Raw genomic sequence first — 26,734 nt, 5'->3', positions numbered from 1 at the left:
CGGCCACCTTCCATCGGCGCGGAATCGGCGCCTATCTTGGCGGTCGATCTCTCGCGGCTGTCGACAGTCCCGTTCCCGGAGCCACGCCATGAACCGCATCCCGCGCCTCATCTCTTCACTTCTGGCGCTTTCCCTCTTCACAACATTCGCGGGCCCCGGCGAGCCGGCACCGCTGGACGCGCAGGAAGTCGCCCCCGGGGCGGTGACCCTCGATTCCGCGTTTCTGGCGGGATACCGCTGGCGCAACCTCGGCCCCGACCGTGGCGGGCGTTCCATCGCCGCGAGCGGCGTCGTGGGGCGGCCGCTGGAGGGCTACTTCGGCGCCACGGGGGGCGGCCTGTGGAAGACGACGGACGGGGGAGAGAACTGGTTCCCGGTCACCGACTTCAAGATCACGTCGGCGTCGGTGGGCGCGGTCGCCGTCTCCGAGACGGACCCGGACCTCGTCTTCATCGGCACGGGCGAGACCTGCATCCGCGGCAACATCATGCCGGGGGACGGCGTCTACCGGAGCCGGGACGCGGGCGAGACGTGGGAGCACGTCGGGTTCTCGGAATCCGACGGGATCGCGAAGATCCGCATCCATCCCACCGACCCGAACATCGTCTACGTCGCGTCGTTCGGGAAATACGGCGCGGCGAGCGAGGAGCGGGGCCTCTTCCGGAGCACGGACGGGGGCGACACCTGGGAGCGGATCCTGTTCCGCGATGAGCGCACCGGCGCGGTGGACATCGCCCTCGACCGCAACAATCCGAAGGTGATCTACGCCGCTCTGTGGGAGGCCTTCCGCAAGGAATACACCATGTCCTCCGGCGGCCCCGGGAGCGGGATGTTCAAGAGTACCGACGGTGGAGACACGTGGACGGAGATCACGCGGAACCCCGGCATGCCGGCCGAGGGCGTGGTGGGGCGGATCGGACTCGCCGTGTCCAGCGCCAACTCCGGCCGCGTCTTCGCGCTGTTCGAGCACGCCGACGGGGGGCTCTTCCGCAGCGACGATGGCGGCGAGACCTGGGAACTGGTCAACGACGAGCGCCGCATCCGGCAGCGCGCCTTCTACTACACGCACGTGTTCGCCGACCACCACGACCCCGATGTCGTGTACGTGCAGAACACCTCGCTCTTCCACTCGACGGACGGAGGCGTCACGTACGAGGTCATCAACAACGGGACGCACGGCGACTTCCACGACTTCTGGATCAGCCCGGAGGACCCCGCCCACCTCATCGTGGCCAACGACGGAGGCGGCGCGGTCAGCTTCGATACGGGGCAGCACTGGACGGACCAGGAGTTTTCGACCGCGCAGTTCTACCACGGCGTGACCACCGCCCACGTCCCGTTCCATGTCTGTGGCTCGCAGCAGGACAACAGCACGCTGTGTCTGCCTTCAGCCTGGAACGCGAACCGCTTCGGTTTCGGGCAGGCGCCTCCGTTCGGCGGTCAGCCGGCGAGCGTCACGGAGGGTTCGATGGAGGTTGCGTACCGCGCCGGGGGCGGGGAACCGGGCTACATCGCGCCGGACCCGCAGGATCTCGACGTCTTCTTCTCCGGCACGAACAACGGGCGCTACCTCGACCGCTTCAACCGGCGGCTCGGCACCTCGCGCGAGGTGAACCCCTATCCGTGGTTCTATTCCGGGGAGCCGGCGAGCGAGATGGTGGAGCGCTGGCAGTGGACCTTCCCCATCATCTTTTCCCCCCTCGATCCGAACGTCCTCTACACGTCCTCGAACCGGCTGTGGAAGACGACGAACGGGGGGGACGACTGGGAGGCGATCAGCGGCGACCTCACGCGCGCCGACCCGATGACGCTGGGCCATTCCGGCGGGCCGATCACCGGGGACATGAACGGGCCGGAGGTCTACGCCACGATCTTTTCGGTCGGGCCGGGGAAGGTCGACATCGACGTGATCTGGGCGGGCTCCGACGACGGCCTCGTACACGTGACGCGCGACGGCGGCGCGACGTGGACGGACGTGACGCCGCCCGACATGCCGGACTTCGGGCGCGTGAGCCAGATCGACGCCTCGGCCTTCGACGCGGGCCGCGCGTACGTGTCGGTCCGGAAGCCGCTTCTGAACGACCTGTCGCCCTACATCTGGAAGACGGACGACTACGGGGCGACGTGGACGAAGATCGTGGACGGGATCCGGGAAGACGCCTACGTGCACGCGGTGCGCGAGGATCCGAACCGGGAAGGGCTGCTGTACGCCGGGACGCAGCACGGCATGTACATCTCCTACGACGACGGGGCGCACTGGCAGGAGCTGAACCCGGGGTTCCCCGACGTGCCGGTGTCGGACGTGATCGTGGAGCACAACGAACTCGCGATCGCGAGCCACGGCCGCGGCTTCTGGGTGCTCGACAACCTGGCGCCCCTGCGGCAGGCGCGTGCCGGTCTGACGGAGGAGGCGGTCGCGCTGTTCGATCCGGCGACCGCGTACCGCTCCGCCAACGGCGCGACACTGTCGTGGTGGTTCCGGGAGGCGCCCGAGGAGGCCCGGCTCGAGATCCTCGACGGGTCGGGGACGTTGCTGCGCGCCTACGAGCCGGCCGCGCGTCCGGACCCGGCCGCCGAGGGGGATTCGGCGGCCGCGGAGGGTGAGGAAGCGGCGGCGACCCCGGCTCGGGACCGCTGGGCAGGTCCGGCGATGTCCGCCGATGCCGGCCTCAACATGCTGCAGTGGGATCTGCGGGTCGCGCCCGCCGCAACCTTCCCGGGCATGATCCTGTGGGGGGTACGGACGATGGCGCCGGTCGTGCCGCCGGGTCGTTACACGGTTCGCCTCACCGCCGACGGCGAGGTGCGAACGACGGAGATCGAGGTTGCCCGTCACCCCTGGATCGAGGGCGTGACCGACGAGGACCTCCAGGAACAGTTCGAGTTCGGGATGCGGATCCGGGAGCGCGTGAACGAGGCGAACTCGGCCGTGATCGCCATCCGGCGCGTGAAGTCGCAACTCGACGACCGGCTGGAGGCGTCGGATGACGCGGTACTGGCGGGGGCCGCGGACGCTCTGCGGAGCGCCGCCTCAGACGTCGAGGGGGACATCTATCAGGTGCGGAACCGGAGCAACCAGGACCCGCTCAACTTCCCGATCCGGGTGAACAACCGGCTCGCGAACCTGCTCTCGATGTCCGAGCGCGGCGACGGCCGGCCCGGGAGCGGGATGTACGAGGTGTTCGAGATCATGGTCGCCGAACTCGAAGGCTACACGACCCGCCTCGAGGATGTCTGGCGGGTCGAACTGGCCGCGGTGAACCGCGAATTGGAGCGTCTCGGACTCGCCCCGGTCGATCCGGCCGACGAATCGGTCGAACTTGTCTCCTGAACGGCGGAAGGCCCGGGGCGACGTTCCCGCGGGAACGCCTGCCCGGGCCTCCGCTCAAGCTGTCCGAGGCGGATCGGTCAGCCGGCCTCGGGCAGCTGGCTCACGTACTCGACCATGCGCTGCTGCTGGTCCTCGTCGGGGAGACGCCCCATGCCGCCGCCGAGGTTGTCGATCATGTGTTCCGCCCGGCTCGTGGCCGGCGTAACCACCGTCACGGCGGGGTGCGCAGCGGCGAACTTGATGAAGAACTGAGCCCAGGAATGGGCGTCGAACTCGCTCGCCCATTCCGGCACCTCACGGTCGCCCACGCGTGACCAGAGCCGGGTGCGCCCGAAGGGCACGTAGACGAGCACGCCGATATTCCGCTCCGCCGCGAGCGGCAGGATCTCCTCGGCTGCGCTCACGTTATCGACCGCGTAGTCGACACCGATGAAGTCGAGGGGGTAGTCCCGCATCACCTGCGCAAGCGCCGGATACCGTCGATCGCTCGTACTCGTGATCCCGATGTAGCGGACTCGCCCGGCTGCCTTCAGCTCCTCGAGAATCCCCAGCTGTACCGGCGGATCTCCCAGGTTGTGGACCTGGATGCAGTCGATGACGGGGACGCCGAAGTATTCGAATGAGCGCTCGATCTGGGCGCGCGCCGCATCCGGGTCGGCAGACCCGCCGCCACGCCCGGCTACGTTCACCTTGGTCGCCCAGAAGACGCGGTCGGAGATGCCGAGCCTCTGGCAGATGTCCCCCGCCACTTCCTCGGAGGAGCCGTAGCCGGGGGCGGTGTCGAACACCGAGCCGCCGCCGTCGACGAGCGCCTGCATCACCCCCTCGAGCTGCGTGACGTCGTCGCCGCGCGCCACACGCTGGAACGTCGCCGAACTTCCGAGGCCGACGATCGGCAGTTCCTCCCCGGTTGAGGGGATGGGCCGCGTGATCATCTCCTGCCCCTGAAAGGCGCGCAGGACGCGGGGGTTCAGGGAGAGGGCCGCGCCCGCGGCAGCGGTAGTGCGGAGCCAGTCGCGTCGAGTGACCATCTTCAAGTTTCCTCGTGCTGGGGTTGTACTGAGGCATCAGGCATGCCGGACAGGTCCGACGCTCGGGTAACACCTTGCGGGCCCCAACCGCTGCCCCCCCTCCGGCGCGGTCTCCGCGGCGTATTTGACCATGGTCATGACCATGGTTCTATTGATGGTGCGTTGAAGATGTCGGACAGACCCGGAGCGGACCGATGGAAGCAGACCACGAGGGCGCCGCGGGTGGTCCCCGCACCATCAAGGCGTCGGAGTTCAAGGCGAAGTGTCTCAAGCTCATGGATGAAGTCGCCGAGACCGGCGAGGAAATCGTCATCACCAAGAACGGTCGCCCCGTGTCGAAGCTCGTCCCACACCGCCAGAGACCGGCGAGTTGGTTCGGACGCGACCGCGACGTGATCCGCATACACGGTGACATCGGGGCTCCGATCGATGTCGAGTGGGAGGCTACGACCGACAGGGGCCTGGACCTCGATCCGTGATCCTGCTCGATACCCAGATCCTCATCTGGATGCGCACCGCAGATGGACGGCTTGGGCGGCGAGCACGCCGACGTATCGACCGAGGGCTCCAGCAGGGCCATCTGGCCGTGTCCGGAATCTCGTTCTGGGAAATCGCCATGTTGCAGGAGAAGGGGCGGCTCGAAATACGGCAGGACGTTGCCGCCTGGAGGCGGACTCTCCTCCGCGACGGCCTCGTCGAAGTCCCGGTGGATGGTGCGATAGGCATTCGCGCTACGCGGCTGGCCGGCTTCCATTCCGATCCGGCGGACAGGCTCATCGTTGCCACGGCCCTCGAAGGACATCGGTTGCTAACGGCCGATCGGCGCATCCTCGACTGGCCCGGCAAACTGAGCCGAATCGACGCGACAGAATGAGGCGGATCCGGGGGCGCTCTCCGGGTCAGGCGGACTCCGGCTCAGGCGGACTCCGGCTCAGCCACCGTGCGCTTCCAGCCGGGCGACCTCGGCCATGACGCGGTTGAACTGGGTGGCGGCGTGGTGCGGGGCCAGATTGCACAGATAGACGTGCACAGCGCCGAGGCGCCGAAGCGCGACGATCGTCTCGGCGCAGTGACCGTCCGGTGTGACCCCCGCCTCGAATGCCGAGGCCACCGACTCGACCGGCACCGGGAAGAACCGAGACAGGCGCTCGAGCACACTCCGGCGGCCGTTCCGATAGTAGAAGACGCCGAACGAGCCGGGGATCCCGAGGCCCTCTCGCTCCGCGCTCTCCAGCCACCCCTCCGCCAGCGCCAGGTCGTGGTGGGAGACGACCTGAGTGAGGTAGTAGTCCGCCTCGTACTCCGGGTCCGCAGCGAAGCCGACCTGCTCGGCGATGGGACGGTGCAGGTTGACCCAGCCCCCGAGTGACAGGCTCCGTGTTCGCTCCCGGAATTTCTGCCTGAGTTGATATCCGTGGGGGACGCAGCGTTCGGTCCCTCGCACCTTGTCCCCGCCGGTCACGGTCACGCTCTCGACGCCCCGGGCCCGCGCGCGGTCCACGTAGCGCAGGCAGTAGTCGAGCGGGTGGAGACAGGTCAGGAAGGGGACGACCCGCCACGGCTCGACCTCGTTGGCCAGGTTCGCCGTAAGGTGCTGAAGGTTCTCCTCCTCCTCCTCGCCCACGGCACTGTCGGTGAGCATGAGAAACGCGTCGCGCGCCGCCAGTCCCCGGATGGCGTGGGAGAGGTCTATCCACATGTCCATCGCGCCGCCGCGGGTGAGCCCGCTTCGAGGCGGACGCAGTTCGACCGTCATCGTCGGCTCGTCGCCCCGCAGTCGCTGGACGAAGCGGCTCTCGGCCGACGTTTCCGGATGTCCTGGTGTTTCGCTCACTTCAGAGGGTCTCGTCTCGCGCGCAGGGTGGCGTCTCGGGTTGGTTCACGGACCGGGAGAGGATGCGCATCCGGAGCCCCGTTGCAAAGCCGCGAAGGTCGCGTTCCGTTTCGGGCCGCGTGCGACAGGCGGTAGCGAAGTGGGCTGGCCTCCCGTGTCGTACTGGGGCGACATCGGCGGAGACACCAGGTGACCGACGACATTCTCGTGAGCGATGAGCAGTTGGCGGAGGACATCCTCACCCTGCTCGACCGAACGCCGGGGACGGTACGTGTGTTGCTGGAGGATCTGCCGTCCGATCTCCTGCACGCGGACGAGGGGGAGGGGACGTTCAGTCCCTTCAGCGTGCTGGGACATCTCATCCAGGGCGAGATCGACGACTGGATCCCGCGGGCGCGCTGGATCCTCGAACACGGACGCGAGCGAGCGTTCCCTCCCTTCGACCGTTTCGCGCACGTGGAGCGGACACGCGACCACTCGCTGGGTGACCTGCTCACGGAATTCGAAACCCTGCGCGAGGTCGGCCTCGCGGCACTCCGGGAAGTCATTGCGGAGGGGGCGGACCTCGATGCGGGAGGACTGCACCCGGAACTGGGCGAGGTCACGCTGCGGCAGTTGCTGGCCACCTGGGCGGTCCACGACCTGAACCACATCGCCCAGATCACGCGCGTCGTCGCCCACCAGTTCGAGGACGACGTCGGTCCCTGGAAGGAGTATCTCCCGATCCTGCACCACGAGCCGTAGGGCGCACGCGGGCGGCGGAGGTCAGCGCCGGCGCTCTGCCTCCGCTTCGGCGACGGCTGCGGCAAGGGAATCAGTGTAAGGCGGGGCGTGGATTCCTCGCTCCGTAATGATGCCGGTCACAAGGTCGTGAGGGGTGATGTCGAAGGCGGGGCTGTAGACGCCGGCTTCCTCGGGGGCCAGCAGCGGACCGAAGCCGCGGCGGACTTCGTCGGGATCCCGGTGCTCGATCGGGATGTCCGCGCCCGTCGGCGTGCCGAGGTCGACGGTCGAGGTCGGCGCGAGTACGTAGAAGGGGACGCCGTGGCGGTGGGCCAGCACGGCCAGCGGGTAGGTGCCGATCTTGTTCGCCACGTCTCCGTTGGCGGCGATCCGGTCGGAGCCGACGAACGCGATGTCCGGCGGCGTGGTGGCGAAGAGCGATCCGGCCATGTTGTCCGCGAGCACGGTGACCTCGATGCCGGCGCGGGAGAGCTCCCACGCGGTGAGGCGGCTTCCCTGTAGCAGGGGCCGTGTCTCGTCGGCGAAGACGCGGACCCGGCGACCGGTCTCGGCCGCGACGTAGACCGGGGCGAGGGCCGTCCCGATCCCGCCTGTGGCGAGCGAGCCCGCGTTGCAGTGCGTGATGATGGCTTCGCCGCCGGTCAGCAGCGTCGCCGCGTGCTCGCCGATCGCCCGGCACATGCGGCGGTCCTCCGCGTGGATGGTGTCGGCCTCGGCCGCAAGCACCTCGGCCAACTCCCCGGCGGTCCCGGTTGCACCCTCAAGCCGGGCGCTCAGGCGGCGAGTCGCCCACACCAGATTCACGGCTGTGGGGCGTGCCTTCTCCAACCGGTCGGCCCAGTCGGCGAACCGGGTTCGGAACTCAGCGCTCGAGATCTTCTCGGCGGCGGCCTGCCGCCCCAGCGCCGCGAGCCCGATGGCGGCGGTGATCCCGATCAGAGGCGCGCCCCGCACCCGAAGGCTCCGGATCGCCTCGATGAAGTCTTCGAGGCTCGATAGCTCCTTCTCCTCGCGGACGCCCGGGAGCAGCGTCTGGTCGAGGATGAGCGCGCTCAGGCCCCCCGGGGCCCAGCGGATCGTCTCCGGGATCGACAACTCGCGATGGTTCATGCCGCGCAACCTATCCGGCGGCGGGAAAGGCGCTACCTTGGGCAGTTACGGGGAAGTCGCGCAGGGATCGATGCTGTCCAGGAGGGATCATGACGTCGTCACGAGAACACAGGGTCGTCAGCTCCGCCGTCGCTTCTCGGGTAGCGACCGCGACGCTCGCGCTCACCATCCTCGCCCCCGCCGCGCCGCTTGCCGCGCAGGAGCGGGATCCGGATCACTTCGGCCCCGCCGACGTGTTCGAACTCGAAGTCGCCGGCGATCCACGGATTTCGCCGGACGGTTCCCAGGTCGTCTACGCGCGCTCCTCGATGGACATCATGACGGACCGCCAGCGGAGCAACCTCTGGATCGTCGACTACGACGGTTCGAACCACCGGCCGCTCCTCACCGGGCAGAGCAACTACTCCTCTCCGCGCTGGTCGCCGGACGGCACGCGGCTCCTCTACGTCGCGAGCGACGAACATGGGAAGTCGCAGCTCTACCTGCGCTGGATGGACACCGGGCAGACGGCCCTGCTCACGCAGTTGGAGCGAGGTCCGGGCGGGCTCTCCTGGTCGCCCGACGGGAGCATGATCGCCTTCAGCATGTTCGTTCCGGACACGCCGCCGCCCTTCGCGCAGATGCCGGCCAAGCCGGAGGGAGCCACCTGGGCGCCACCCGCGACGACGTACGAGCGGCTCTACTACCGCTCGGACAGCCAGGGTTTCCTGCCCGTCGGCTACTCCCACGTCTTCGTCCTGCCGGTCGAGGGCGGGACGCCGCGTCAGGTCACCCACGGCTCCTACAACCACGGCGGAACCCCCGAGTGGACGCCGGACTCGCAGCACCTCCTGATCTCGGCCACGCGCCGCGACGACTGGGAGTACGTGCGGGACTCCGAGATCTTCGAGTTTGCCGTGGCCGATGGCGCCGTACGACAACTGACCGACCGGCGAGGTCCAGACTCGAGTCCGACCGTGTCACCCGACGGGAGCATGATCGCTTACACCGGCTACGATGACCGTTTCCTGGGACATCAGGTCTCGAAGCTCTACGTGATGAACCGGGACGGGTCGGGCTCGCGCCTCATCGCCGACGACCTCGACCGCTCCATCGGCAACCTGCACTGGGCGAGTGACGGGGACGGCCTCTTCTTCCAGTACGACACCGAGGGGAACACGCGGCTGGCACACGTCGACCTCGACGGCACCGTGACGGACATCGTTTCCAGCGTGCAGGGCCTGTCGATCGGGCGTCCCTACGGCGGCGGGACCTTCACCGCCTCCTCGAACGACCACTTCGCCTTCACCTACGGGACGCCGGACCATCCTGCGGATCTCGCCGTGACGGACCGCAGCGGCGACTGGCAGCGGCTCACGCATCTCAACGAGGATCTCTTCGCGCAGAAGGCGATCGGCGAGACGGAGGAAGTCTGGTACAAGTCCTCGCACGATGGGCTCGATATTCAGGGTTGGATCGTGAAGCCGCCCGGCTTCGACCCGAGCCGCAAGTATCCGCTCGTGCTCGAGATCCACGGCGGTCCGTTCGCCAACTACGGCGACCGCTTCAGCGCCGAAGTCCAGTTGTTCGCCTCGGCGGGGTACGTCGTCCTCTACACGAACCCGCGCGGGAGCACGAGTTACGGCGAGGACTTCGGCAACGAGATCCACCACGCCTATCCGAGCCACGACTTCGACGATCTGATCTCCGGGGTCGATGAGGTGATTTCGCGCGGATACATCGACGAAGACCAGCTGTTCGTCACCGGGGGGTCCGGGGGCGGCGTGCTGACCGCCTGGATCGTGACGCATACGGACCGCTTCGCGGCGGCCGCCTCGCAGAAGCCCGTCATCAACTGGTACAGCTGGGTCCTGACGGCGGACATGGGCGGTTCGAGCGGCATGAATTACTGGTTCCCGGGCGCGCCGTGGGACAACCTCGAGCACTACATGGAGAGGTCTCCGGTCCACCACATCGCGAACGTGACGACGCCGACGATGCTGATCACGGGCGAGGTCGACTGGCGGACGCCGATGTCGGAGTCCGAGCAGTTCTACCAGGCGCTCCGGATTCAGAAGGTACCGTCGATGCTCGTGCGGATTCCGGAGGCGAACCACAGCATCGGGGCGCGTCCGAGCGGCCTCATAAGCAAGGTGCAGCACATCCTCGCCTGGTTCGAGCGCTACCGGACCGACGGGACGACCACGCAGTGACAGGAGCCGGGCGTGGCCGCGGAAGCGACGGCTTGACGGACCGGGAGCTGGGCCTCGACCGTGAGATCACGCGGCGGGACTTCGTCCAGTTGGCGGGGGCCGGGATCGCGGGGTCCGCGCTCATTGGCTGCGGGACCGGGGCGCCCGGGGACGGCGCTGGTGCGGCGGTCCCCGGGATGGCTTCCGAGCCGTGGTCCGACGCGCTGGGGCCCGACTGGTATGGACCCGGCGGGGTGGGGGACTACGCGTCCTCGCACGGGAACACGCCGGAGGTCGTGCGCTCGGCGCACTGGGTTCGTGACGGGCGGGTCCCGGGCGGGGAGGTGACGGACACCGGGGAGCGCTTCGACGTCGTGATCGTGGGCGGAGGGCTCGCGGGACTCTCCGCCGCGCACCACTTCAAGCGACACCGTCCGAACGGCCGCTGTCTCGTCGTCGAGAACCATCCCGTGTTCGGCGGCGAAGCCAAGCGCAACGACATCATGGTGGACGGCGTGCGCCTGGCCGGGCCGCAGGGATCGAACGATTTCGGCGTGCGTCCGCCCACGGGTGAGCCGGACGACTACTTCACGACGCTGGGCATCCCGCGCGAGTTCGAGTACGCGCCGGATGCCGGCCAGGTGAAGGCGCCGCTGGAGAACTACGGCTTCATGCACTGGGTTCAGGACCAGTTCTCGATCGGACACTACTTCGGCGGCACGCGACGTGGCGGACGCCCGGGCTGGTCCGGCGGTTCGGGAGGCTGGGTCAACGGCCTCTTCGGTGATACCTCCCGCGCGCCATGGACACCGGACGTGCGGGAGGGCTTCGAGCGCTGGCGGAACGCCCGGGTCACGGACCACGTGCCGCCAGGCGCGCCCGGCGGTCCAGACAACCCCGGGCCCTGGCTCGACGGCATGACGCTCAAGGCGTACTACGAGGACGTGCTCGGGCTTCCGCCCGAGGTGACCGCGTACGTGGATCCGATCCTCGCCAGCATCATCGGCCTCGGCTGCGACGCGGTCTCCGCTTGGTGGGGGATGCACTTCGACCTCCCCGGCTTCGGGCTCCCGTCCCGCTACGACGGCATGACCTTCCACTCGTTCCCCGGGGGGAACGCGGGGATCGCCCGCTATTTCGTGAAGGATGTCGTGCCGGACGGGATCGCCGGCGAACTCGAGTTGGGAGATGTCCTCAACGGGGCGATCGACTTCGGGGCCCTCGACCGTCCGGATCAGCCCGTCAGGCTGCGCTTGGGGTGCACCGCCATCGACGTGCGCCACAGCGGGAACGGCGACGGGCGCGTACGGGTCACGTATGTGCACGAAGGCCGGGCGTACTCCGTCGAGGCGGACGGGGTCGTGCTCGCGAGCGGGGGCTGGATGAACCGCTACGTTGCGGCCGATCTGCCGGACGGGCACAGGGCCGCGTACGACCACTTCCGACACGGACCGATCCTGGTCGCGAACGTGGCGCTCCGGAACTGGCGCTTCCTCGACCGCCTGGGGATCGCGGGCTGCTTCTACGAGGGCGACCTCGGCTTCTCTTGCAACATCCGCCGGCCCATGTACGCGGGAGACTACCGGCCGGTCCACGACCCGGACCACCCGACGATGCTGACCTTCTACATCCCGTTCGAGTCGCCGGGAGTGTCGGCGACGGATCAGGGGATGACGGGCCGCACCGAGATGTTGAGCACCTCCTTCACCGGGTACGAACGACGGCTGCGCGCGCAGATGGTCGAACTCTTCGCGGAGGGCGGCTTCGATCCGGCGGAGGACATCGGCGGCCTCGTCCTCAACCGCTGGGGGCATGCCTACGTGGCGCCGGGACCGGGCTTCTTCTTTGGACGCGACGGCCAACCGGCGCCACCGGACGTGGTCCGCGAGCCGTTCGGCCGCGTGGCGATCGGGCATTCCGAACTGCGGGGGCACCAGAACTGGACCGGCGCGTCCGCCGAAGGTCGTCGCGCCGTCGAGACCGTACTCGACCTGATTTGATGCGGGCGTGACTCGACGGCCGATGCCGCGAACGCGTTGCCGCGGACTGTGGACGCTTGCGCTCTGCGCGCTCGCCGGCTGCGCGTCCTCCGCTGTGCCCTCCATCGAGTACGAGATCCTGGGGACCTTCCCGCACGACCCCGCAGCGTACACGCAGGGCCTCCTCTTCCACGAGGGACAACTCTTCGAGAGCACGGGCCGCTACGGGGAGTCGAGCGTGCGCCGGGTCGACGTACCGACGGGAGAGGTCGAGGCCCGCGTGGCGGTGGATTCGGCGCTCTTCGGCGAGGGGCTGGCGCGGGTGGGCTCCGAACTCGTGCAACTCACGTGGAAGGCGGGCCGGGCTCTCGTCTATGACATCGAGACCTTCGACGCGGTTCGAGAATTCACGTACGAGGGCGACGGGTGGGGACTCTGCTACGACGGCGAGGCGCTGTGGATGTCAGACGGGTCGAGCGCGCTCGAGCGCCGGGACCCGCGGACGTTCACGGTGCTGGAGACTGTCGAGGTCATGCGCGGCGGGTCGCCGCAGCGCCGGCTGAACGAACTGGAGTGCGTGGACGACTGGGTCTACGCGAACGTCTACCAGACGGACATCATCGTCCGCATCGACAAGGTCACCGGCGAAGTCCTCGGCGAGATCGACCTCTCGAGTGTCCCCCTGGATGCCCGTCGGCCGGGCGACATCGAGGCGGTGCTCAACGGCATCGCCTACGTCCCCGAGACCGGCGTCTTCCTCGTGACCGGCAAGCTGTGGCCCAAGCTCCTGGCTCTCCGCCTGCAGGAGTAGGAACCAGCCGGGCTCTAGAGGGCGCGGGCAAAGCGGTCGCCGAGCGTTCGCAGGCGCGCGACGGGTTCGTTGCTGAACACGAGGCGGAGTTGGTACTCGGCGTCGGGGCCGCCCCAGGCGTCCATCGGCGTCGCCGCGACGCGCGCGCTGGCCAGCAGCCGTTTTGACAGCTCACGGGCCGGCAGTCCGAGGGGCCGAGTGTCGACAAGGAGTGACCAGCCGCCACCGGCTGGCTGGACGGGGTAGTCGCTGAGCGCCTCCAGCACGGCGTCGCGCCGCAGCTCCCAGCGCCCAACGCTCGCCGCCACGTCGTCCGCTTCGTCCGCGGCGGTCAGCGCCGCCAGCGCCCCGGGCTGACCGATGCCGACCCCGGTGACGACGTTGTAGATGCCGACCTTGGCGACGTCCGCGAGGGCGGCAGCGGGTCCGACCACCCAGCCCGTGCGCCATCCGATCATCCGGTACTCCTTCGAGACCGAGCCGACCGTGAGCGTCCGCTCCCGCATGCCGGGAAGGCTGGCTGGATGCAGATGGGGACGGCCGTCGTAGAGGATGCGTTCCATGGCGGCGTTGTAGATCAGCCATAGGTCGTGGTGGTGGCAGAGTTCCGCCACGGCGGCCCAGTCGTCCGCGTCGAGCACGCCGCCGGACGGCATGGACGGGTTCATGATGAAGAGCGCCCGGGTCCGGGGGGCGACGCAATCGGTGAGCGCGTCCAGGTCGAGACGCCAGCCGCCCGCCGAATCGAAGACCCAGGGCGCAAGCCGGGGAACCGCACCGGCGAGACGCACGCGCTGGAGCATGCCGGCGTACGTGGGGTCGGTCAGGATCACCTCGTCCCCCGGGTCCACGGTTGCCAGCAGTGCGTTCAACAGGCCCTCCGTGCCGCCCGCCGTGATCACGCACTCCCGGTCCGGGTTGTAGGGCTGACCGGCGAGTCGGCCGACGTGCCGGGCGGCCGCCGCGCGCAGGTCCGCCCGGCCCGTGAAGGGCAGGTAGCTGTTGGCGGCCGGCGATTCGAGCGCCGCGCGGGTGGCGGCCACAGCGGCCGCCGGGGGACGCAGGTCGGTATCCAGGTTCTCGAGGCGGAGGATGTCGGGATCGCCCTCCGCCGCCCGCGCCACCCCGTCGATATCGAAGCCCGGAATCCCCGACAGCCGCCCGGGTCGTGTGCGCGCGCCGCCCTCCGGCCCGCTCACCCGGCAAGCCTCCGTTGCAGCGCGTCGAGCGCCGCCATGAGGTCGGGCTCGTCCGAAAGCACGCCGAGCAGCGGATCCGGCTCCAGCGCGCGGGCGCGCTCGAGCATCGTCCGGATCGTGAAGTCCTCCATCGACAGTCCCTCCTTCACCTCGGCCCAGCGCAGCGGTGCCGACACCGTGGCCCCGACACGAGGTCGCACGGAATACGGCGCTACGACCAGCCGCCCGCGGCCGTTCTGGACGTAGTCGATGTAGATCTTGCCGTCACGCCCGGAGGGGTTCCGGACGATCGTGGCCCGGTCGGGAATCTCCGCCGCCACGGTCTTCGCGAGCAGCAGCGCGAGCGTCCGCGACTGCTCGTAGTCGAGCTGTCCACCGAGCGGGATCATCACATGAATGCCCGAGGATCCGCTCGTCTTGGGATAGCTCGGCAGTCCGATTTCCTCACACAACTCGCCGATCGTGCGCGCGACTTCCACCACGTCCTCGAACGGTGCGTATACCTCCGCGTCGTCCCGCTTGTGCTTCGGGTCGAGGTCGAGGAGACACCAGTCGGGGCGGTCCAGGCTCCCGGTGCGGCTCGCCCACACGTGAAGCGGGATCGCCCCGAGGTTCGCCACGAAGACGAGGACGGCGGGATCGTCGGCGATGAAGTAGTGGATGTCCCGCCCGGACCCCTCGCTCCGGATCGCCTCCGTGCGCACCCATTCGGGCTGGAAACCGGGCGCGTTCTTCTGGAAGAAGGACTTTCCGTCGATCCCGTCCGGATAGCGCGTCAGCACGAGAGGACGGTCCTCGAGGAACGCCAGCAGCCAGGGGGCGATGTCCCGGTAGTACGCGATCAGGTCGCCCTTCGTGTACCCCTCCTCGGGCCAGAAGACCTTGTCGAGGTTCGATAGCGGCAGTTCCTCGACGGGCGGGGGCGACGTGTCTACCCGCACGGGATCGGTCAGCGCGGCGCGCGGATCGCGGGGCAGTCGGCAATCGGTAGGGAGAACGTACTCCTGGTCGTCGTCCCTCTCCCCGTCCCGGGTCCCCTCCGGCGTCGGAAGGACGCCGAGGAACACCGGATGACGGAGCAGGCCGCCCTCGGTGAATTCCTTGTAGCGGATTTCGGCCACGAGTTCGGGCTCGACCCAGGTGTGGTCGTCGCCTGCGGGCGCCGGAGTGGCGAAGGCGGGGTCGTCGGACTTCAGCTCGTCGAGCCGCGCCCGGAGGTACGTGAGAGTCTTGTCGTCGAAGCCCGTACCCACGCGGCCGATGTAGTGGAGAGCGAGGCCGTCCTCCCCGTTTGCCGCCCCCGCCGGGGAGTCGGCGGGACCGTAGGCGCCGAGGTGGAGCGCGCCGAAGCCCGTCCGCGAGCCGGCGGGCGTCGTGAAGCCGACGATGACGAAGCGGGCCTCGCGCGCCGCGTGGATCTTTCGCCAGTCGGAGGAGCGGCCCCCGATGTACCGGGAGTCGGCGCGCTTGGCCATGATCCCCTCGAGTCCCATCCCCTGTACCTGCCCGAAGAGGGCTTCCCCGCACCCCTCGAAGTGCTCGCTGAAGCGGATCGGCCCCGCCTCCGGCACCGCGTCGCGCAGGAAGCGGCGGCGCTCGGAGAGCGGCAGGTCGCGCAGATCGTGCCCGTCGAACGCGAGCAGATCGAAGGCGTAGAAGCTCGCCGGCATCTCGAAGGAGGCGCGCCGGATGTCGAGCGGGCGCGAGAGCCGGGCCCGTTTCTGCAGGTGCCGGAAACTGGGGTAGCCCGCCGCGTCGTGGACGACGACTTCACCGTCCAGGACGACGCGCCGGAAGGGGAGCTTGCGCAGGGCGCGCGCGATATCCGGGAAGGTGGGGAGCGCGTCGTGTCCGTTCCGGGTCAGCAGACTCGCTTCACCCTCGACGGCCGCGGCCAGCATGCGGTAGCCGTCCAGTTTGAGCTCGAAGTGCCATGCGGGGTCATCGAACGCGTCTTCGCGAGGCGTGGCGAGCATGAATCGGACCTCGGCGGGGTCGACCGGCTGTTCCGGCGCGCCGGCCTGCTCGAGGGCTGCGGCCAGCTCCCCTCCCGGGTACCAGCCCCGCTCGCGATCGGCCATCTGTTCGACGGTGAGCCCCGAAAGGATCGACGACTCGGGGAGGGATCCGTCCTTCAGGATCGGGTGCCCGCCGCGCCGCTCTCGGATCAGCAGCCACTCGTTGCCGGTCTCGCCCTTCTCCAGCCGCACGAGCGTCCACACGCCCTTGAGCTTGTGACCCCGGAGTTCGAAGAGGAGTTTCCCCTTCTTGAGTCCCTCCTGCGGATCTTCGAGCATGAGGCAGCGGCCGATGTCCCACACGATCATCTCGCCGCCGCCGTACTCGCCGGCCGGAATCACGCCCTCGAATTCGATGTACTCGACGGGGTGGTCCTCGACGTGGACCGCAAGTTTCTTGTCGGCGGGGTCCGCGGAGATGCCCTTCGGCACGGCCCACGAGACGAGGACGCCCCCGATCTCCAGGCGGAGGTCGTAGTGCCGGCGGGTCGCCGCGTGCAGCTGGACGACGAACACGCCGACACCCGTCCCGGGCGCCCCGCCGAAGGGCTCCGGCGTGCGCTCGGACGCGCGCTTGTCCCGATATTCCTCGAGTTTGTTGCGGGGCATGCTTGCGGCACCGCCTCCCATGCTGATTCCGGTCTGCCGGCTTCGGGTTGTCTCGCTCGGTGCGACAATCCGGGCCGCAACCTATAATTCGGCCCCCCGGTTCGGCATCAGACGGGGGCCTGGCAATGCGCCGACAGTTCGGCGCGCACAAGGAGAGGCGCAGGATGTCACCTCGACCCATTGCAAGAGCGACCATCTCGTTCGGGCTCGTTTCGATCCCGTGCCAGCTCTATTCGTCCTCCGAGAATTCACAGAAGGTCCGCTTCAACTTCCTCTCCCCCGACGGGACCCGCGTGAAACAGCAGTACGTGGACGCGAAGAGCGGGGAGCCGGTCGCACGCAGCGACCTCATCAAGGGCTACCAGTTCGCGAAGGATCAGTACGTGACCTTCAAGCCCGAGGAGCTGAAGGCGCTGGAGGCGGAGGCGACGCAGGCGATCGAGATCGTTGAATTCGTGCCGCTGGACGAGGTCGAGCGGGCGTATATCGGGAAGACGTACTACCTCGGCCCGGCGAGGGGAGGGGACAAGGCGTACCGCCTCCTCGGGGCCGCGATGAAGAAGACGGGCTGGGCCGCGCTCGCCCAGTACGCGGCGCGCGGCAAGCAGTATCTCGTCCTCGTACGGCCGGTCGGGGATCACCTCGTGCTCGAGCAGTTGCACTACGCCCACGAGGTGCGGGACATCGCCGCCGTGCCGTCGGGAGAGGGCGAGGTCGCCGATGCCGAACTCGGCCTCGCCGTGCAGCTGATCGAGCAGATCGCCTCGGACAGCTTCGATCCGTCGAAGTACGAGGATGAGGTCGGACGGCGCATGCTGGAGGCGATCGAGCGCAAGGTCGAGGACGGGATCGAGATCACGGCGCCCGTCGCGGAGGAGACGACGGCCCAGGTCATCGACCTCATGGCCGCGCTCAAGGCGAGCGTCTCCGGGGACGCCGAGGCGGAGACGGGGGCCGGAGACCAGGCAGAGGGCGAGCCGGAGAAGAAGAAAGCCACCGGGTAGTAGCCGGACTTACCAAAGACTCCCAAGGAGAATCCGATGCGGGTTCGATCCGTCACGCTGTTCACGCTCATCCTCCTCCTGCCGGTCTGGCGGGGCTCCGGCGGAGATCTGCCCGGCGCACCGACGGTCGACGACCTGGCGGCCGGCCTTCCGGACCGGGTCGAGGTCCTTCGGTCGGGCGAGGCGGAGACGCTGCGGGTCGCGGGGCTCGAGGCGGGTGTCGAGATCCTCAAGGATCTATGGGGCGTCTCCCACATCTACGCGGAGACGGAGCACGATCTCTTCTTCGCGCAGGGCTACAGCGCGGCGCGCGACCGACTCTTCCAGTTTGAAATGTGGCGCCGGCAGGCCACGGGCACCGTGTCCGAGATCCTCGGTCCCCGCGAGCTGGAGCGGGACCGCGGCGCGCGGCTGTTCCGGTACCGCGGCGATTTGGAAGCCGAGCTGAACCATTACCACCCGCGCGGTGCGGAGATCATCCGAGCCTTCACGGACGGGATCAACGCTTACATCGCCGAGACGGAGCGCGACCCGGATTTGCTTCCGGTCGAGTTCGAGATGCTCGGGATTCGCCCGCATCCGTGGACGCCGGATGTCGTGATCTCGCGCCACCAGGGTCTGCTCATGAACATCGGGCAGGAACTCGATCTCGGGATCGCCGTCGCGGCGGTGGGGGCGGAGAAGGTGAAAGAGGTCTCCTACTTCCATCCGGGGGAACCCGACATCGATCTCGACCCGGCGATCGACGGCTCGCTCCTCAGCCGGGAGATCCTCGACGTGTACCGCGCCTTCCGTGGATCCGTACAGTTCCGGCCCGAGGATGTCGATCCGCGCTTCAGGGCCACGGCCTCGGACGCGGAGGCCTTCGCCCTGCAGACGCTCCAGGAGGAAGCCGATCAGGCGGACGCCTACGGGGCGGGACGCCTCGAGGCGGAGCGGATGGGCACCGGGAGCAACAACTGGGTCGTGGCGGGGAGCCGCACGCTGAGCGGTCGTGCGCTGATGGCGAACGACCCGCACCGGGTCCAGGCGGCCCCCTCGCTGCGCTACCTCGTACACCTCGTCGGGCCGGGGTGGAACGTGATCGGCGGCGGCGAGCCCGTGCTGCCGGGCATTTCGATCGGCCATAACGGGTACGGGGCGTGGGGCCTCACCGTCTTCCAGACCGATGCCGAGGATCTCTACGTCTACGAGACTCACCCGGACGACCCGAACCGCTACCGCTACGAGGGCGGCTGGGAGGCGATGCGGGTCATCGACGACGAGATCCCGGTCGAGGGACGGGGGCCGGAGCGGGTGCAGCACAAGTACACGCGGCACGGACCCGTCGTGTACGAGGACCGCGACAACGGCCTCGCCTACGGGGTGCGCGCGGGGTGGATGGAGATCGGCGGCGCCCCCTACCTCGCGAGCCTGCGCATGGACCAGGCGAAGACGTGGGAGGAGTTCGTCGAGGCCTGCAACTACTCCAACATCCCCGGCGAGAACATGGTGTGGGCCGATGTGGACGGGAACATCGGCTGGCAGTCGGTGGGGATCGCGCCCATCCGCCGCAGCTGGTCGGGCCTCGTCCCGGTGCCGGGGGACGGGCGCTACGAGTGGGACGGCTACCTCGAGATCCGGCACAAGCCGCACGTATTCAACCCGGAGAAGGGGTTCTGGTCCACGGCGAACCAGAATCTCGTCCCGCCGGGCTACGAGCACCGCGATGCCGTGGGCTGGAGCTGGAGCGACCCGTTCCGGAGCGCCCGCATCGACGAGGTCCTGGCGACCGGCCGGCGCTTCACGATGTCGGAGATGATGCAACTGGCGACCGACTACGTGTCGCTCCCCGCCCGCTCGCTGGTGCCGATGCTGCGCGGCGTCGACCTGCCCGCGGCGGCGGACGCGGCGAGGGGCGAACTCCTGGACTGGGACCTCGCGCTGGCCCCGGAGTCACGCGAGGCGGCGATCTACGTCTCCTGGGAGCGCGAACTCCAGCGGCAGATGGTGCCGCTTGTCGTGCCCCCCGAAGTCCGCGCGTCGCTGGGGCGCCTGTCGATGAAGAAGATCATCGACTGGCTCGCCTCTCCCCCCGCGTGGTTCGCGCCGCTCGGAAACGGGGATCCCGTGGCGGGGCGCGACGCCTTCCTCGCCCGCACCCTCGGCGACGCCCTGGACGGCCTTGAGGACCGCTTCGGCGGCGATCCCTGGCGCTACGGCGACGTGCGCTTCAAGCACGCGCGGTTGCGGCACCCCCTCTCGGGCGTCGTGAACGCCGAGATGCGGGCACGCCTCGAAGTCGGACCGCTCCCGCGCGGAGGCAACGGCTTCACCGTGAACCAGACGGGGGGTGGGGACAATCAGACCTCGGGCCCCTCCTTCCGGATCATCGTGGAGGCGGGAGACTGGGACGCGGCAGTGTTCACGAACACGCCCGGACAGGGGGGAGACCCGGACGATCCCATGTACCGGAACCTGTTCGAGGGCTGGGCGAAGGACCGCTTCTTCCCGCTCTACTATTCGCGGGAGAGGGTGGAGGCGGTCGTGGCCGATCGCGTGATGCTGACGCCCGGCGGCTGAGCGGCCGCTTCCTGGTCTGAGGCGGGCACGCCGGGGCTCGTCAACCGCTTACGGGCGCTCGAGGTAGAAGCCGATGAGGCCCTGGTCCCGGGGTGGCGCCGCGCCGAGTTGACGCAGCATCGTCGTGACCTGGCCGCGGTGGTACGTCGCGTGGTTGACGAGGTGCTGCAGCATGTGCCGGAAGACCGCGCGCATCGGTTCGCCGCCGAAGAAGGTGTACTCGATGACGCGGTCCACGTCGTCCGGCGCCAGTTTCTCCACGAAGCGCCGCACGCGCGTCTCTTCCTCGGCCCACCGGGCGCGGATGTCGTCCACGGTCTCGAAATCCGAGGCGGGCAGATGGCGGGGCGGCGAAAAGCCCTCCCAGCGGGAACACCAGACCCATTCGGCGGACACCACGTGCGCGAGCGTGTCGCGAATCGAGCCGAAGCTGCTGCCCAGGTCGCGGAGGAACTCTTCGGGCGTGATTTGCGCGACGGCGTCCAGCGTCCCGTCGCGGGCCCGGTAGTGGAAGTCGAGAAGGGTTATCAACGCATCGCGGATCATGGCGATGAGTCTACCTGCCGCGAGCGCGGGACGCACGATTCTGGCGGCAGGACAGGATCCCGCGTTTGCAGCGGCTGAGGCGTTCCGGCTAGATTACATGGCTGTTCCGCAGACGCCTCCACCGGGAGGCAGAAATCCAGCGCGTGGGGAAGACATGAAGGCAGGCATACATCCGGAGTACGCACCCGCCAAGATCACCTGTGCGTGCGGCCGGGAGACGGAAACCTCCTCGGCGGTGGGCGAGATCCACGTCGAGATCTGTTCGCATTGTCACCCCTTCTTCACGGGGCGGCAGAAGCTCGTCGACACGGCGGGCCGGGTGGAGCGGTTCATCGCCAAGTACGGCGATCGGAGCTCCCGCGGCGCGGAGAAGGAAGAGGCGGAGAAGGAGCAGGAGGCAGCGGCAGTCGATGCCTGAGCCGGAGGCGCCTCGCGCTCCAAACCGTCTTCCAGATCACGGGGTTCCCAGGGGACCCCGTTTTCATGTAGGGCATACAAGGCAGCCGGAGAAATGATGTCGGATCGGGACACCCTCGAGGATCGTCTGCGGGCGGCCGCTGAACGGTACGAGGAGCTGGCGCGCCGGATGGCGGAACCCGAGGTGCTGTCGAATGTGTCTCTGTTGCGGGATCTGGCGCGTGAACACTCGGCGCTGGAACCCGTGGCGCGGGCGGCTGCGCGCCACTTCAAGCTCCTCGACGACCTCCGCCAGGCGCGGGAGGTCGCGGCGGAATCCGAGGGTGAGTTGGCGGAGATGGCCGAGGCCGAGGCCGCCGAGCTGGAGGTCGAGCGCGAGGCCGCCCGAGACGAGCTTCGTCACCTCCTCGTTCCGAAGGATCCGCTGGACGACCGTCCCGCCGTGGTGGAGATCCGGGCCGGGACCGGCGGAGACGAAGCCGCGCTCTTCGCGGCGGATCTGTACCGGATGTACGCGCGTTTCGCCGCGGAGTCGGGCTGGGAAGTGGAAATCATCAGTACGAGCGAGGGGACGCTCGGCGGGCTCAAGGAGGTCGTCTTCGTCGTACGCGGGAGCGAGGCCTACGGTCGTCTGCGCTACGAGTCCGGCGTCCACCGCGTGCAACGTGTGCCGGCGACGGAGAGCCAGGGCCGGTTGCATACCTCCGCCGCCACCGTCGCCGTCCTCCCGGAAGCCGAGGAAGTGGATATCGAGCTCGACCCGGCCGATCTCAAGATCGATGTCTTTCGCTCTTCGGGACCGGGCGGCCAGTCCGTGAACACGACCGACTCAGCGGTTCGGGTCACGCACCGGCCGACGGGGCTCGTCGTCTCGTGCCAGGACGAAAAGTCGCAGCACAAGAACAAGGCGCGAGCGCTCAAGGTGCTGCGCAGCCGGCTGCTCGACCGGCTGGTCGCCGAGCAGGAGGCGGAGCGGGCCCGCGAGCGGCGCACGCAGGTGGGCACAGGCGACCGATCCATGAAGATCCGGACGTACAACTTCCCGCAGAATCGGGTGACGGACCACCGGATCCACCTCACGAGCCACCGGCTCGAGGCGATCCTTGCCGGGGATCTGGGCGAGGTCGTGGAGGCGCTGCGGCTGGCCGGAACAGAGGAGCGGATGGCGGCGGAGGGCGGGTGATGGAACCGCCGCCGCGTGGGGCGGGGCGCCGCCCGGCGGGTCCGACGCGCCGGGAGATCGTGCGGGGTGTGCGGCGCGAACTCGAGCTGGCCGGGCTGGAGGCTCCGCGCGTCGAGGCCGAGCGGCTCGTGGCGGCGGCGCTCGGCCTGTCGCGGAGCGAGCTCGGCGTCTCCGGCGGGGAGCGGGTCGATCCGGCCGGCGCGGCGTCGGTGGCGCGCGCCGTTTCCCGGCGTCTCGAGGGGCAGCCGCTGCAGCACATCGAGGGCACGGTCGACTTCCGGCGCGTCCGGCTCGTATCGGATGGCCGCGCGCTCATCCCGCGGCCGGAGACCGAACAGCTGATCGACCTTGTCGCCGCGTGGCACCGCGACCGTGGCGCGCCCGTCGATGCGCTCGACATCGGGGTGGGGTCGGGCGCCATTTCGATCGCGCTCCTCGACGAGGAGATCGCGTCGCGCGTAGTCGGACTGGACGTCTCGGAGGAGGCGCTCGACCTGGCCCGCGCGAACGCCCGCCGCGCGGGCGTCGATGGCCTCGAACTGCGCGCCTGCGCTCCCGACATGTGGTCCGCACTCGCGCCCGGTGAAGCTTTCGACCTCATCATCTCGAATCCTCCGTATGTGACGACGGACGAGTTGGCCGATCTCGATCCGGCCCTACGCGAGCACGAGCCGAGGGTTGCCCTGGACGGTGGGCAGGACGGGCTGGATGTGATTCGAACCGTGGTGTCCGGCGCGGCGGCCCGCCTGCGGGACGGCGGCGCGCTCTTCCTCGAGATCGGGATGTCGCAGGGCGCGGCAGTGCTTGCGCTGCTTCAGGCAGAGCCGAGTCTCACGGACGGCCGCGTGGGCGTCGACCTCGCCGGCCGGCCCCGCTTCGCGTCCGCGCAAAAAGGGGCTTCCCCATAGCCGTGTTCCCCGGTCTTTCAAGTCGCGTGGGGGTCGAGGCCGGGTTATACTCGGGCGTCGAATCGTCTGCCCGCGCCCGCGCATGGCGAGCGCGCGGACGATCCGAACCTCCGACCGCCGCCGACCCGACTTGTCGGCCCTGAGTGCTTTCTGATTCCGTTTCGAGCCGAAGACATGGACGAGCGAGACCGCATGCTGGAGAGGGCGCAGGAGGTAGGGCGCATCATCTCCCAGTTGCCCGAATACGCCTACCTGCGGGCGGCCCGTCGCGAGATCGACGAGGACCGCGACGCGACGGAACTGCTCAACCGGATGCGCGACCTCCAAAGCACGCTGATGGAAGCGGTCGGCCGAGGAGAACAGCCGAGCGAGGAGCAGGAACGGGAGTTCGCCGAACTGCAGGAGCAGATCCAGACGAACACCCGCTACCAGGCCCTCATCTCCTCTCAGGCGAATTTCGAGAAGCTCATGGAGCGGGTGGATCAAGCGATCGGAGAGGGGGTCCGGAAGGGCGAAGAAAGCAGGATCATCCTCCCGACATGAAGGCGGCTCGCGATCTGGGGGAACGCGCGCTGCGCGCGATCTTCGAGCCGGCCATGGCGTGGCTCACGAAACGCCGCGTCCACCCCAATCTCATCAGCACGCTCGGTTTCATCATCACCTGCAGTTCCGGCTATTTCTTTCATCAACACCATGTGAGCACAGCCGGCTTCCTCGTCCTGCTGGGCGGCGTGTTCGACCTGTTCGACGGCACCGTGGCGCGCCGTACCGGACTTGCCTCGTCCTTCGGGGCCTTCTACGACTCGACGCTGGACCGACTGTCCGAGATCGTCGTGTACCTGGGGCTGCTCTCCCTGTACAACGACTACCGTCTCGAGCTGGGCGATGTCGGGATGATCTACTGGATCGTCCTCGCGATGGCCGGCTCCCTCATGATCAGCTACACGCGCGCCCGCGCCGAGGCGCTGGGGATCGACTGCTACGTCGGCCTCATGCAGCGCCCGGAACGGGTCATCCTGATCGGCTTTGCGGCGCTCATCTTCGGCGAGACCCCGATGTTCGGACACCAGGGGCTCGTTCTCAGGGTCGTGATCATCGGCCTCGCGATTCTCACCAACCTGACCGCATTCCAGCGGATCTGGTGGGTGTACCGGAACACGCGGCCCGATGGCGAGCCGCCCCGGAAATCCGACTGAACCGGATACGGACCAAAACCAGACACGGAGTGAACCAGCATCGTGGACTTGGATAGATCATCCGAAACGATTGCGTCCGCCGAAGGGACGCTTGGCGTTCTCCTCGTCGGCCTCGGAGCGGTCTCGACGACCTTCATCGCGGGCGTGGAGGCGGCGCGCCGGGGGCGAAACCGGCCCATCGGATCGCTCACGCAGATGAATACGATCCGGCTCGGGCGGCGGACCGAGAACCGCACTCCGCTCATCCGCGACTTCGTGCCGCTCGCCGAACTGGACGATCTCGTCTTCGGCGCGTGGGACCCGATTGCCGACAACGCCTACGAGTCCGCCAAGGTGTGCGGTGTCCTCCGGCCCGAGGACATCGATCCGCTCGCGGACTTCATGCGGAAGATCGAGCCGATGCCGGCCGCCTTCGACCGCGCCTACGTGAAGAAGCTCGACGGCTCGAACGTGAAGACGGGCGCGAACAAGCGGGACCTCGCCGAGCAGCTCCGCGAGGACATCCGCCGGTTCAAGGCCGAGAACGGATGCGACCGCCTCGTGATGGTGTGGGCTGCGTCGACCGAGATCTTCATGAAGGCGAGTCCGGTGCACGACAGCGTGGCCGCCTTCGAGCGCGGCATGGAGGAGAACCACGCGGACATCGCGCCCTCGATGCTCTATGCGTGGGCCGCGCTCATGGAGGGCGTGCCGTTCGCGAACGGGGCGCCGAATCTGACCTGTGACATCCCCGCGCTGCTCGCGCTCGCCGCCGACCAGGGTGTCGCGATCGCGGGGAAGGACTTCAAGACCGGCCAGACGCTGATGAAGACGATTCTGGCCCCCGGTCTCAAGGCGCGCATGCTCGGCCTCAACGGCTGGTTCTCGACGAATATCCTCGGCAACCGGGACGGCGAGGTGCTCGACGACCCGGAGAGCTTCAAGACGAAGGAAGAATCGAAGCTCGGTGCCCTCGAGTATATCCTGCAGCCGGACATGTACCCGGACCTCTATGGGGACATGTATCACAAGGTGCGCATCAACTACTACCCGCCGCGGGGTGATAACAAGGAGGGTTGGGACAACCTCGACATATTCGGCTGGATGGGGTACGGCATGCAGATCAAGATCGATTTTCTGTGTCGCGATTCCATTCTTGCCGCGCCCATTGTCCTCGACCTCGCGCTGTTTCTCGACCTCGCGGCGCGCTCCGGACTGTCGGGAATCCAGGAATGGCTGTCGTTCTACTTCAAGGCGCCGCAGACGGCCCCGGACCTGTATCCGGAGCACGATATTTTCATCCAGCACTGGAAGCTCAAGAACACGCTGCGCTGGCTGATGGGGGAGGAACAGATTACCCACCTTGGCTGGGAGTACTACGACTGAATGAAGGGCTGCTTCCTCGTATTCGAGGGACCGGAAGGGGCGGGAAAATCGCTCCAGATCGCGCGGCTGGCCGCACGGCTGTCCGCGTCGGGCGTGCCGCACACGGTGACGCGGGAACCGGGGGGGACGGCGGCGGCTGAAGCCATTCGGAGCGTACTCCTCGACCGGCCGGAACTGCATCTCGATGGGGTCGCCGAAGTGCTGCTCTTCTCGGCGTCCCGTCGCGTGCATGTCGATGAGGTGATCCGGCCGGTGCTGGGGCGGGGAGAGGTCGTCCTCAGTGACCGATTCGAGCTCTCCACCCGGGTCTACCAGGGGTGGGCGCGGGGAGTCCCTCCGGAGACGATCGAACAGGTGACCCGCGCGGCGACGGGGGGCCTCGTCCCGGATCTGTATATCGTCCTCGACGTACCTGTGATGGTGGGCACGGACCGGCGCGAAGCCCACGGCGGCCGCCCGGACCGCATCGAACGCGAAGCTGAAGTGTTCATGGAGCGGGTGCGGGAGGGATACCGCGAGTTGGCGGCGGGGGAGGACGGAATCGCGATCCTCGACGGCTCGGGGACTCCGGACGAGGTGGAAGCCCGGATTCTGGCGCTTCTGGAGGAGAGATTTCCGGGCCGCTTCCGAGGGGCGAACTTTCCTCTGTAGCGGTGCGGTGTGACATTGACGGAGGCGGCCGAGCGCCGCGTGAGCGCAGCCCGATACGACGCGGG

The 26,734-nt window shown here is 68.5% G+C and carries 22 protein-coding genes; 16 read left to right on the top strand and 6 right to left on the bottom strand.

What is annotated here, in order from left to right:
- The first annotated feature begins 88 nt into the window (after window positions 1-88).
- Window positions 89-3,331, top strand: coding sequence for a WD40/YVTN/BNR-like repeat-containing protein (locus ACOOGH_RS07205; RefSeq protein WP_420448278.1), 3,243 nt, complete (start codon window positions 89-91; stop codon window positions 3,329-3,331).
- Between the two features lie 77 nt (window positions 3,332-3,408).
- Here the strand turns inward: ACOOGH_RS07205 and ACOOGH_RS07200 are convergent, their stop codons facing one another.
- On the bottom strand, window positions 3,409-4,362 hold the full coding sequence (locus ACOOGH_RS07200; protein ID WP_420448277.1) for an aldo/keto reductase: 954 nt from the start codon (window positions 4,360-4,362) through the stop codon (window positions 3,409-3,411).
- Window positions 4,363-4,556: 194 nt separating this feature from the next.
- Here ACOOGH_RS07200 and ACOOGH_RS07195 point away from each other — a divergent pair, with 194 nt between their 5' ends.
- Both ACOOGH_RS07195 and ACOOGH_RS07190 read left to right on the top strand, forming a co-directional pair.
- Window positions 4,557-4,841, top strand: a complete 285-nt coding sequence (locus tag ACOOGH_RS07195; RefSeq protein WP_420448276.1) for a type II toxin-antitoxin system Phd/YefM family antitoxin — start codon at window positions 4,557-4,559, stop codon at window positions 4,839-4,841.
- Complete coding sequence (locus ACOOGH_RS07190) at window positions 4,838-5,236, top strand: type II toxin-antitoxin system VapC family toxin (protein WP_420448275.1); 399 nt, start codon at window positions 4,838-4,840, stop codon at window positions 5,234-5,236. Before ACOOGH_RS07195 ends, ACOOGH_RS07190 begins: the two co-directional genes overlap by 4 nt.
- A 57-nt stretch (window positions 5,237-5,293) precedes the next feature.
- On the opposite strand, the gene ACOOGH_RS07185 is transcribed toward ACOOGH_RS07190, so the two are convergent.
- Window positions 5,294-6,196: a hypothetical protein gene (locus ACOOGH_RS07185; RefSeq protein WP_420448274.1), complete on the bottom strand. Its 903-nt coding sequence runs from the start codon at window positions 6,194-6,196 to the stop codon at window positions 5,294-5,296.
- A 189-nt stretch (window positions 6,197-6,385) separates the two neighbouring features.
- Here ACOOGH_RS07185 and ACOOGH_RS07180 point away from each other — a divergent pair, with 189 nt between their 5' ends.
- Entirely contained in the window at window positions 6,386-6,940 is a 555-nt protein-coding gene (locus ACOOGH_RS07180) for a DinB family protein (protein WP_420448273.1), read from the top strand.
- 21 nt (window positions 6,941-6,961) lie between these two features.
- Here the strand turns inward: ACOOGH_RS07180 and mtnA are convergent, their stop codons facing one another.
- Window positions 6,962-8,050 (bottom strand): S-methyl-5-thioribose-1-phosphate isomerase, encoded by a 1,089-nt coding sequence (gene mtnA / locus ACOOGH_RS07175; protein WP_420448272.1) that lies wholly within the window; start codon window positions 8,048-8,050, stop codon window positions 6,962-6,964.
- Window positions 8,051-8,139: 89 nt separating this feature from the next.
- Between mtnA and ACOOGH_RS07170 the strand changes: the two genes are divergently transcribed.
- Genes ACOOGH_RS07170 through ACOOGH_RS07160 form a run of 3 tightly spaced genes read left to right on the top strand, consistent with a single transcriptional unit; the run spans window position 8,140 to window position 13,011 of the window.
- Complete coding sequence (locus ACOOGH_RS07170; RefSeq protein WP_420448271.1) at window positions 8,140-10,242, top strand: prolyl oligopeptidase family serine peptidase; 2,103 nt, start codon at window positions 8,140-8,142, stop codon at window positions 10,240-10,242.
- 32 nt (window positions 10,243-10,274) lie between these two features.
- The gene (locus tag ACOOGH_RS07165) at window positions 10,275-12,221 is read left to right on the top strand and encodes an FAD-binding protein (RefSeq protein WP_420448270.1); all 1,947 of its coding nucleotides are present in this window, start codon (window positions 10,275-10,277) and stop codon (window positions 12,219-12,221) included.
- Window positions 12,222-12,243: 22 nt separating this feature from the next.
- Window positions 12,244-13,011: a glutaminyl-peptide cyclotransferase gene (locus ACOOGH_RS07160; protein WP_420448269.1), complete on the top strand. Its 768-nt coding sequence runs from the start codon at window positions 12,244-12,246 to the stop codon at window positions 13,009-13,011.
- 14 nt (window positions 13,012-13,025) lie between these two features.
- On the opposite strand, the gene ACOOGH_RS07155 is transcribed toward ACOOGH_RS07160, so the two are convergent.
- Together ACOOGH_RS07155 and ligD are read right to left on the bottom strand one after the other, a co-directional pair.
- Window positions 13,026-14,210, bottom strand: coding sequence for a pyridoxal phosphate-dependent aminotransferase (locus ACOOGH_RS07155; protein WP_420448268.1), 1,185 nt, complete (start codon window positions 14,208-14,210; stop codon window positions 13,026-13,028).
- On the bottom strand, window positions 14,207-16,837 hold the full coding sequence (ligD, locus tag ACOOGH_RS07150) for a DNA ligase D (RefSeq protein ID WP_420448267.1): 2,631 nt from the start codon (window positions 16,835-16,837) through the stop codon (window positions 14,207-14,209). Before ligD ends, ACOOGH_RS07155 begins: the two co-directional genes overlap by 4 nt.
- Before the next feature lie 164 nt (window positions 16,838-17,001).
- Between ligD and ACOOGH_RS07145 the strand changes: the two genes are divergently transcribed.
- Complete coding sequence (locus tag ACOOGH_RS07145; RefSeq protein WP_420448266.1) at window positions 17,002-17,841, top strand: Ku protein; 840 nt, start codon at window positions 17,002-17,004, stop codon at window positions 17,839-17,841.
- A 36-nt stretch (window positions 17,842-17,877) separates the two neighbouring features.
- Complete coding sequence (locus tag ACOOGH_RS07140; protein WP_420448265.1) at window positions 17,878-20,403, top strand: penicillin acylase family protein; 2,526 nt, start codon at window positions 17,878-17,880, stop codon at window positions 20,401-20,403.
- Between the two features lie 48 nt (window positions 20,404-20,451).
- On the opposite strand, the gene ACOOGH_RS07135 is transcribed toward ACOOGH_RS07140, so the two are convergent.
- Window positions 20,452-20,949 carry a DinB family protein gene (locus ACOOGH_RS07135; RefSeq protein WP_420448264.1) on the bottom strand — a complete coding sequence of 166 codons (498 nt, stop codon included), beginning with the start codon at window positions 20,947-20,949 and terminating at the stop codon, window positions 20,452-20,454.
- Between the two features lie 154 nt (window positions 20,950-21,103).
- Here ACOOGH_RS07135 and rpmE point away from each other — a divergent pair, with 154 nt between their 5' ends.
- The 7 genes from rpmE to tmk all read left to right on the top strand — a co-directional run bounded on the left by rpmE (window position 21,104) and on the right by tmk (window position 26,669).
- The gene (rpmE, locus tag ACOOGH_RS07130) at window positions 21,104-21,367 is read left to right on the top strand and encodes a 50S ribosomal protein L31 (protein WP_420448263.1); all 264 of its coding nucleotides are present in this window, start codon (window positions 21,104-21,106) and stop codon (window positions 21,365-21,367) included.
- Between the two features lie 93 nt (window positions 21,368-21,460).
- A complete protein-coding gene (prfA, locus tag ACOOGH_RS07125; protein WP_420448262.1) occupies window positions 21,461-22,549 on the top strand; it encodes a peptide chain release factor 1 in 1,089 nt (362 codons plus the stop codon).
- Window positions 22,549-23,457 (top strand): peptide chain release factor N(5)-glutamine methyltransferase, encoded by a 909-nt coding sequence (prmC, locus tag ACOOGH_RS07120; protein WP_420448261.1) that lies wholly within the window; start codon window positions 22,549-22,551, stop codon window positions 23,455-23,457. Before prfA ends, prmC begins: the two co-directional genes overlap by 1 nt.
- A gap of 174 nt (window positions 23,458-23,631) precedes the next feature.
- The gene (locus ACOOGH_RS07115; RefSeq protein WP_420448260.1) at window positions 23,632-24,000 is read left to right on the top strand and encodes a YlbF family regulator; all 369 of its coding nucleotides are present in this window, start codon (window positions 23,632-23,634) and stop codon (window positions 23,998-24,000) included.
- Window positions 23,997-24,653 carry a CDP-alcohol phosphatidyltransferase family protein gene (locus tag ACOOGH_RS07110; RefSeq protein ID WP_420448259.1) on the top strand — a complete coding sequence of 219 codons (657 nt, stop codon included), beginning with the start codon at window positions 23,997-23,999 and terminating at the stop codon, window positions 24,651-24,653. Before ACOOGH_RS07115 ends, ACOOGH_RS07110 begins: the two co-directional genes overlap by 4 nt.
- A 39-nt stretch (window positions 24,654-24,692) precedes the next feature.
- A complete protein-coding gene (locus ACOOGH_RS07105) occupies window positions 24,693-26,018 on the top strand; it encodes an inositol-3-phosphate synthase (RefSeq protein WP_420450085.1) in 1,326 nt (441 codons plus the stop codon).
- The gene (tmk, locus tag ACOOGH_RS07100; protein WP_420448258.1) at window positions 26,019-26,669 is read left to right on the top strand and encodes a dTMP kinase; all 651 of its coding nucleotides are present in this window, start codon (window positions 26,019-26,021) and stop codon (window positions 26,667-26,669) included. It abuts the gene before it with no gap.
- Window positions 26,670-26,734: the final 65 nt, after the last annotated feature.

The organism is Candidatus Palauibacter sp., from assembly GCF_965213655.1.
Classification (GTDB): Bacteria; Gemmatimonadota; Gemmatimonadetes; order Palauibacterales; family Palauibacteraceae; genus Palauibacter.
This window is presented reverse-complemented; position numbering and strand designations above follow the sequence as displayed.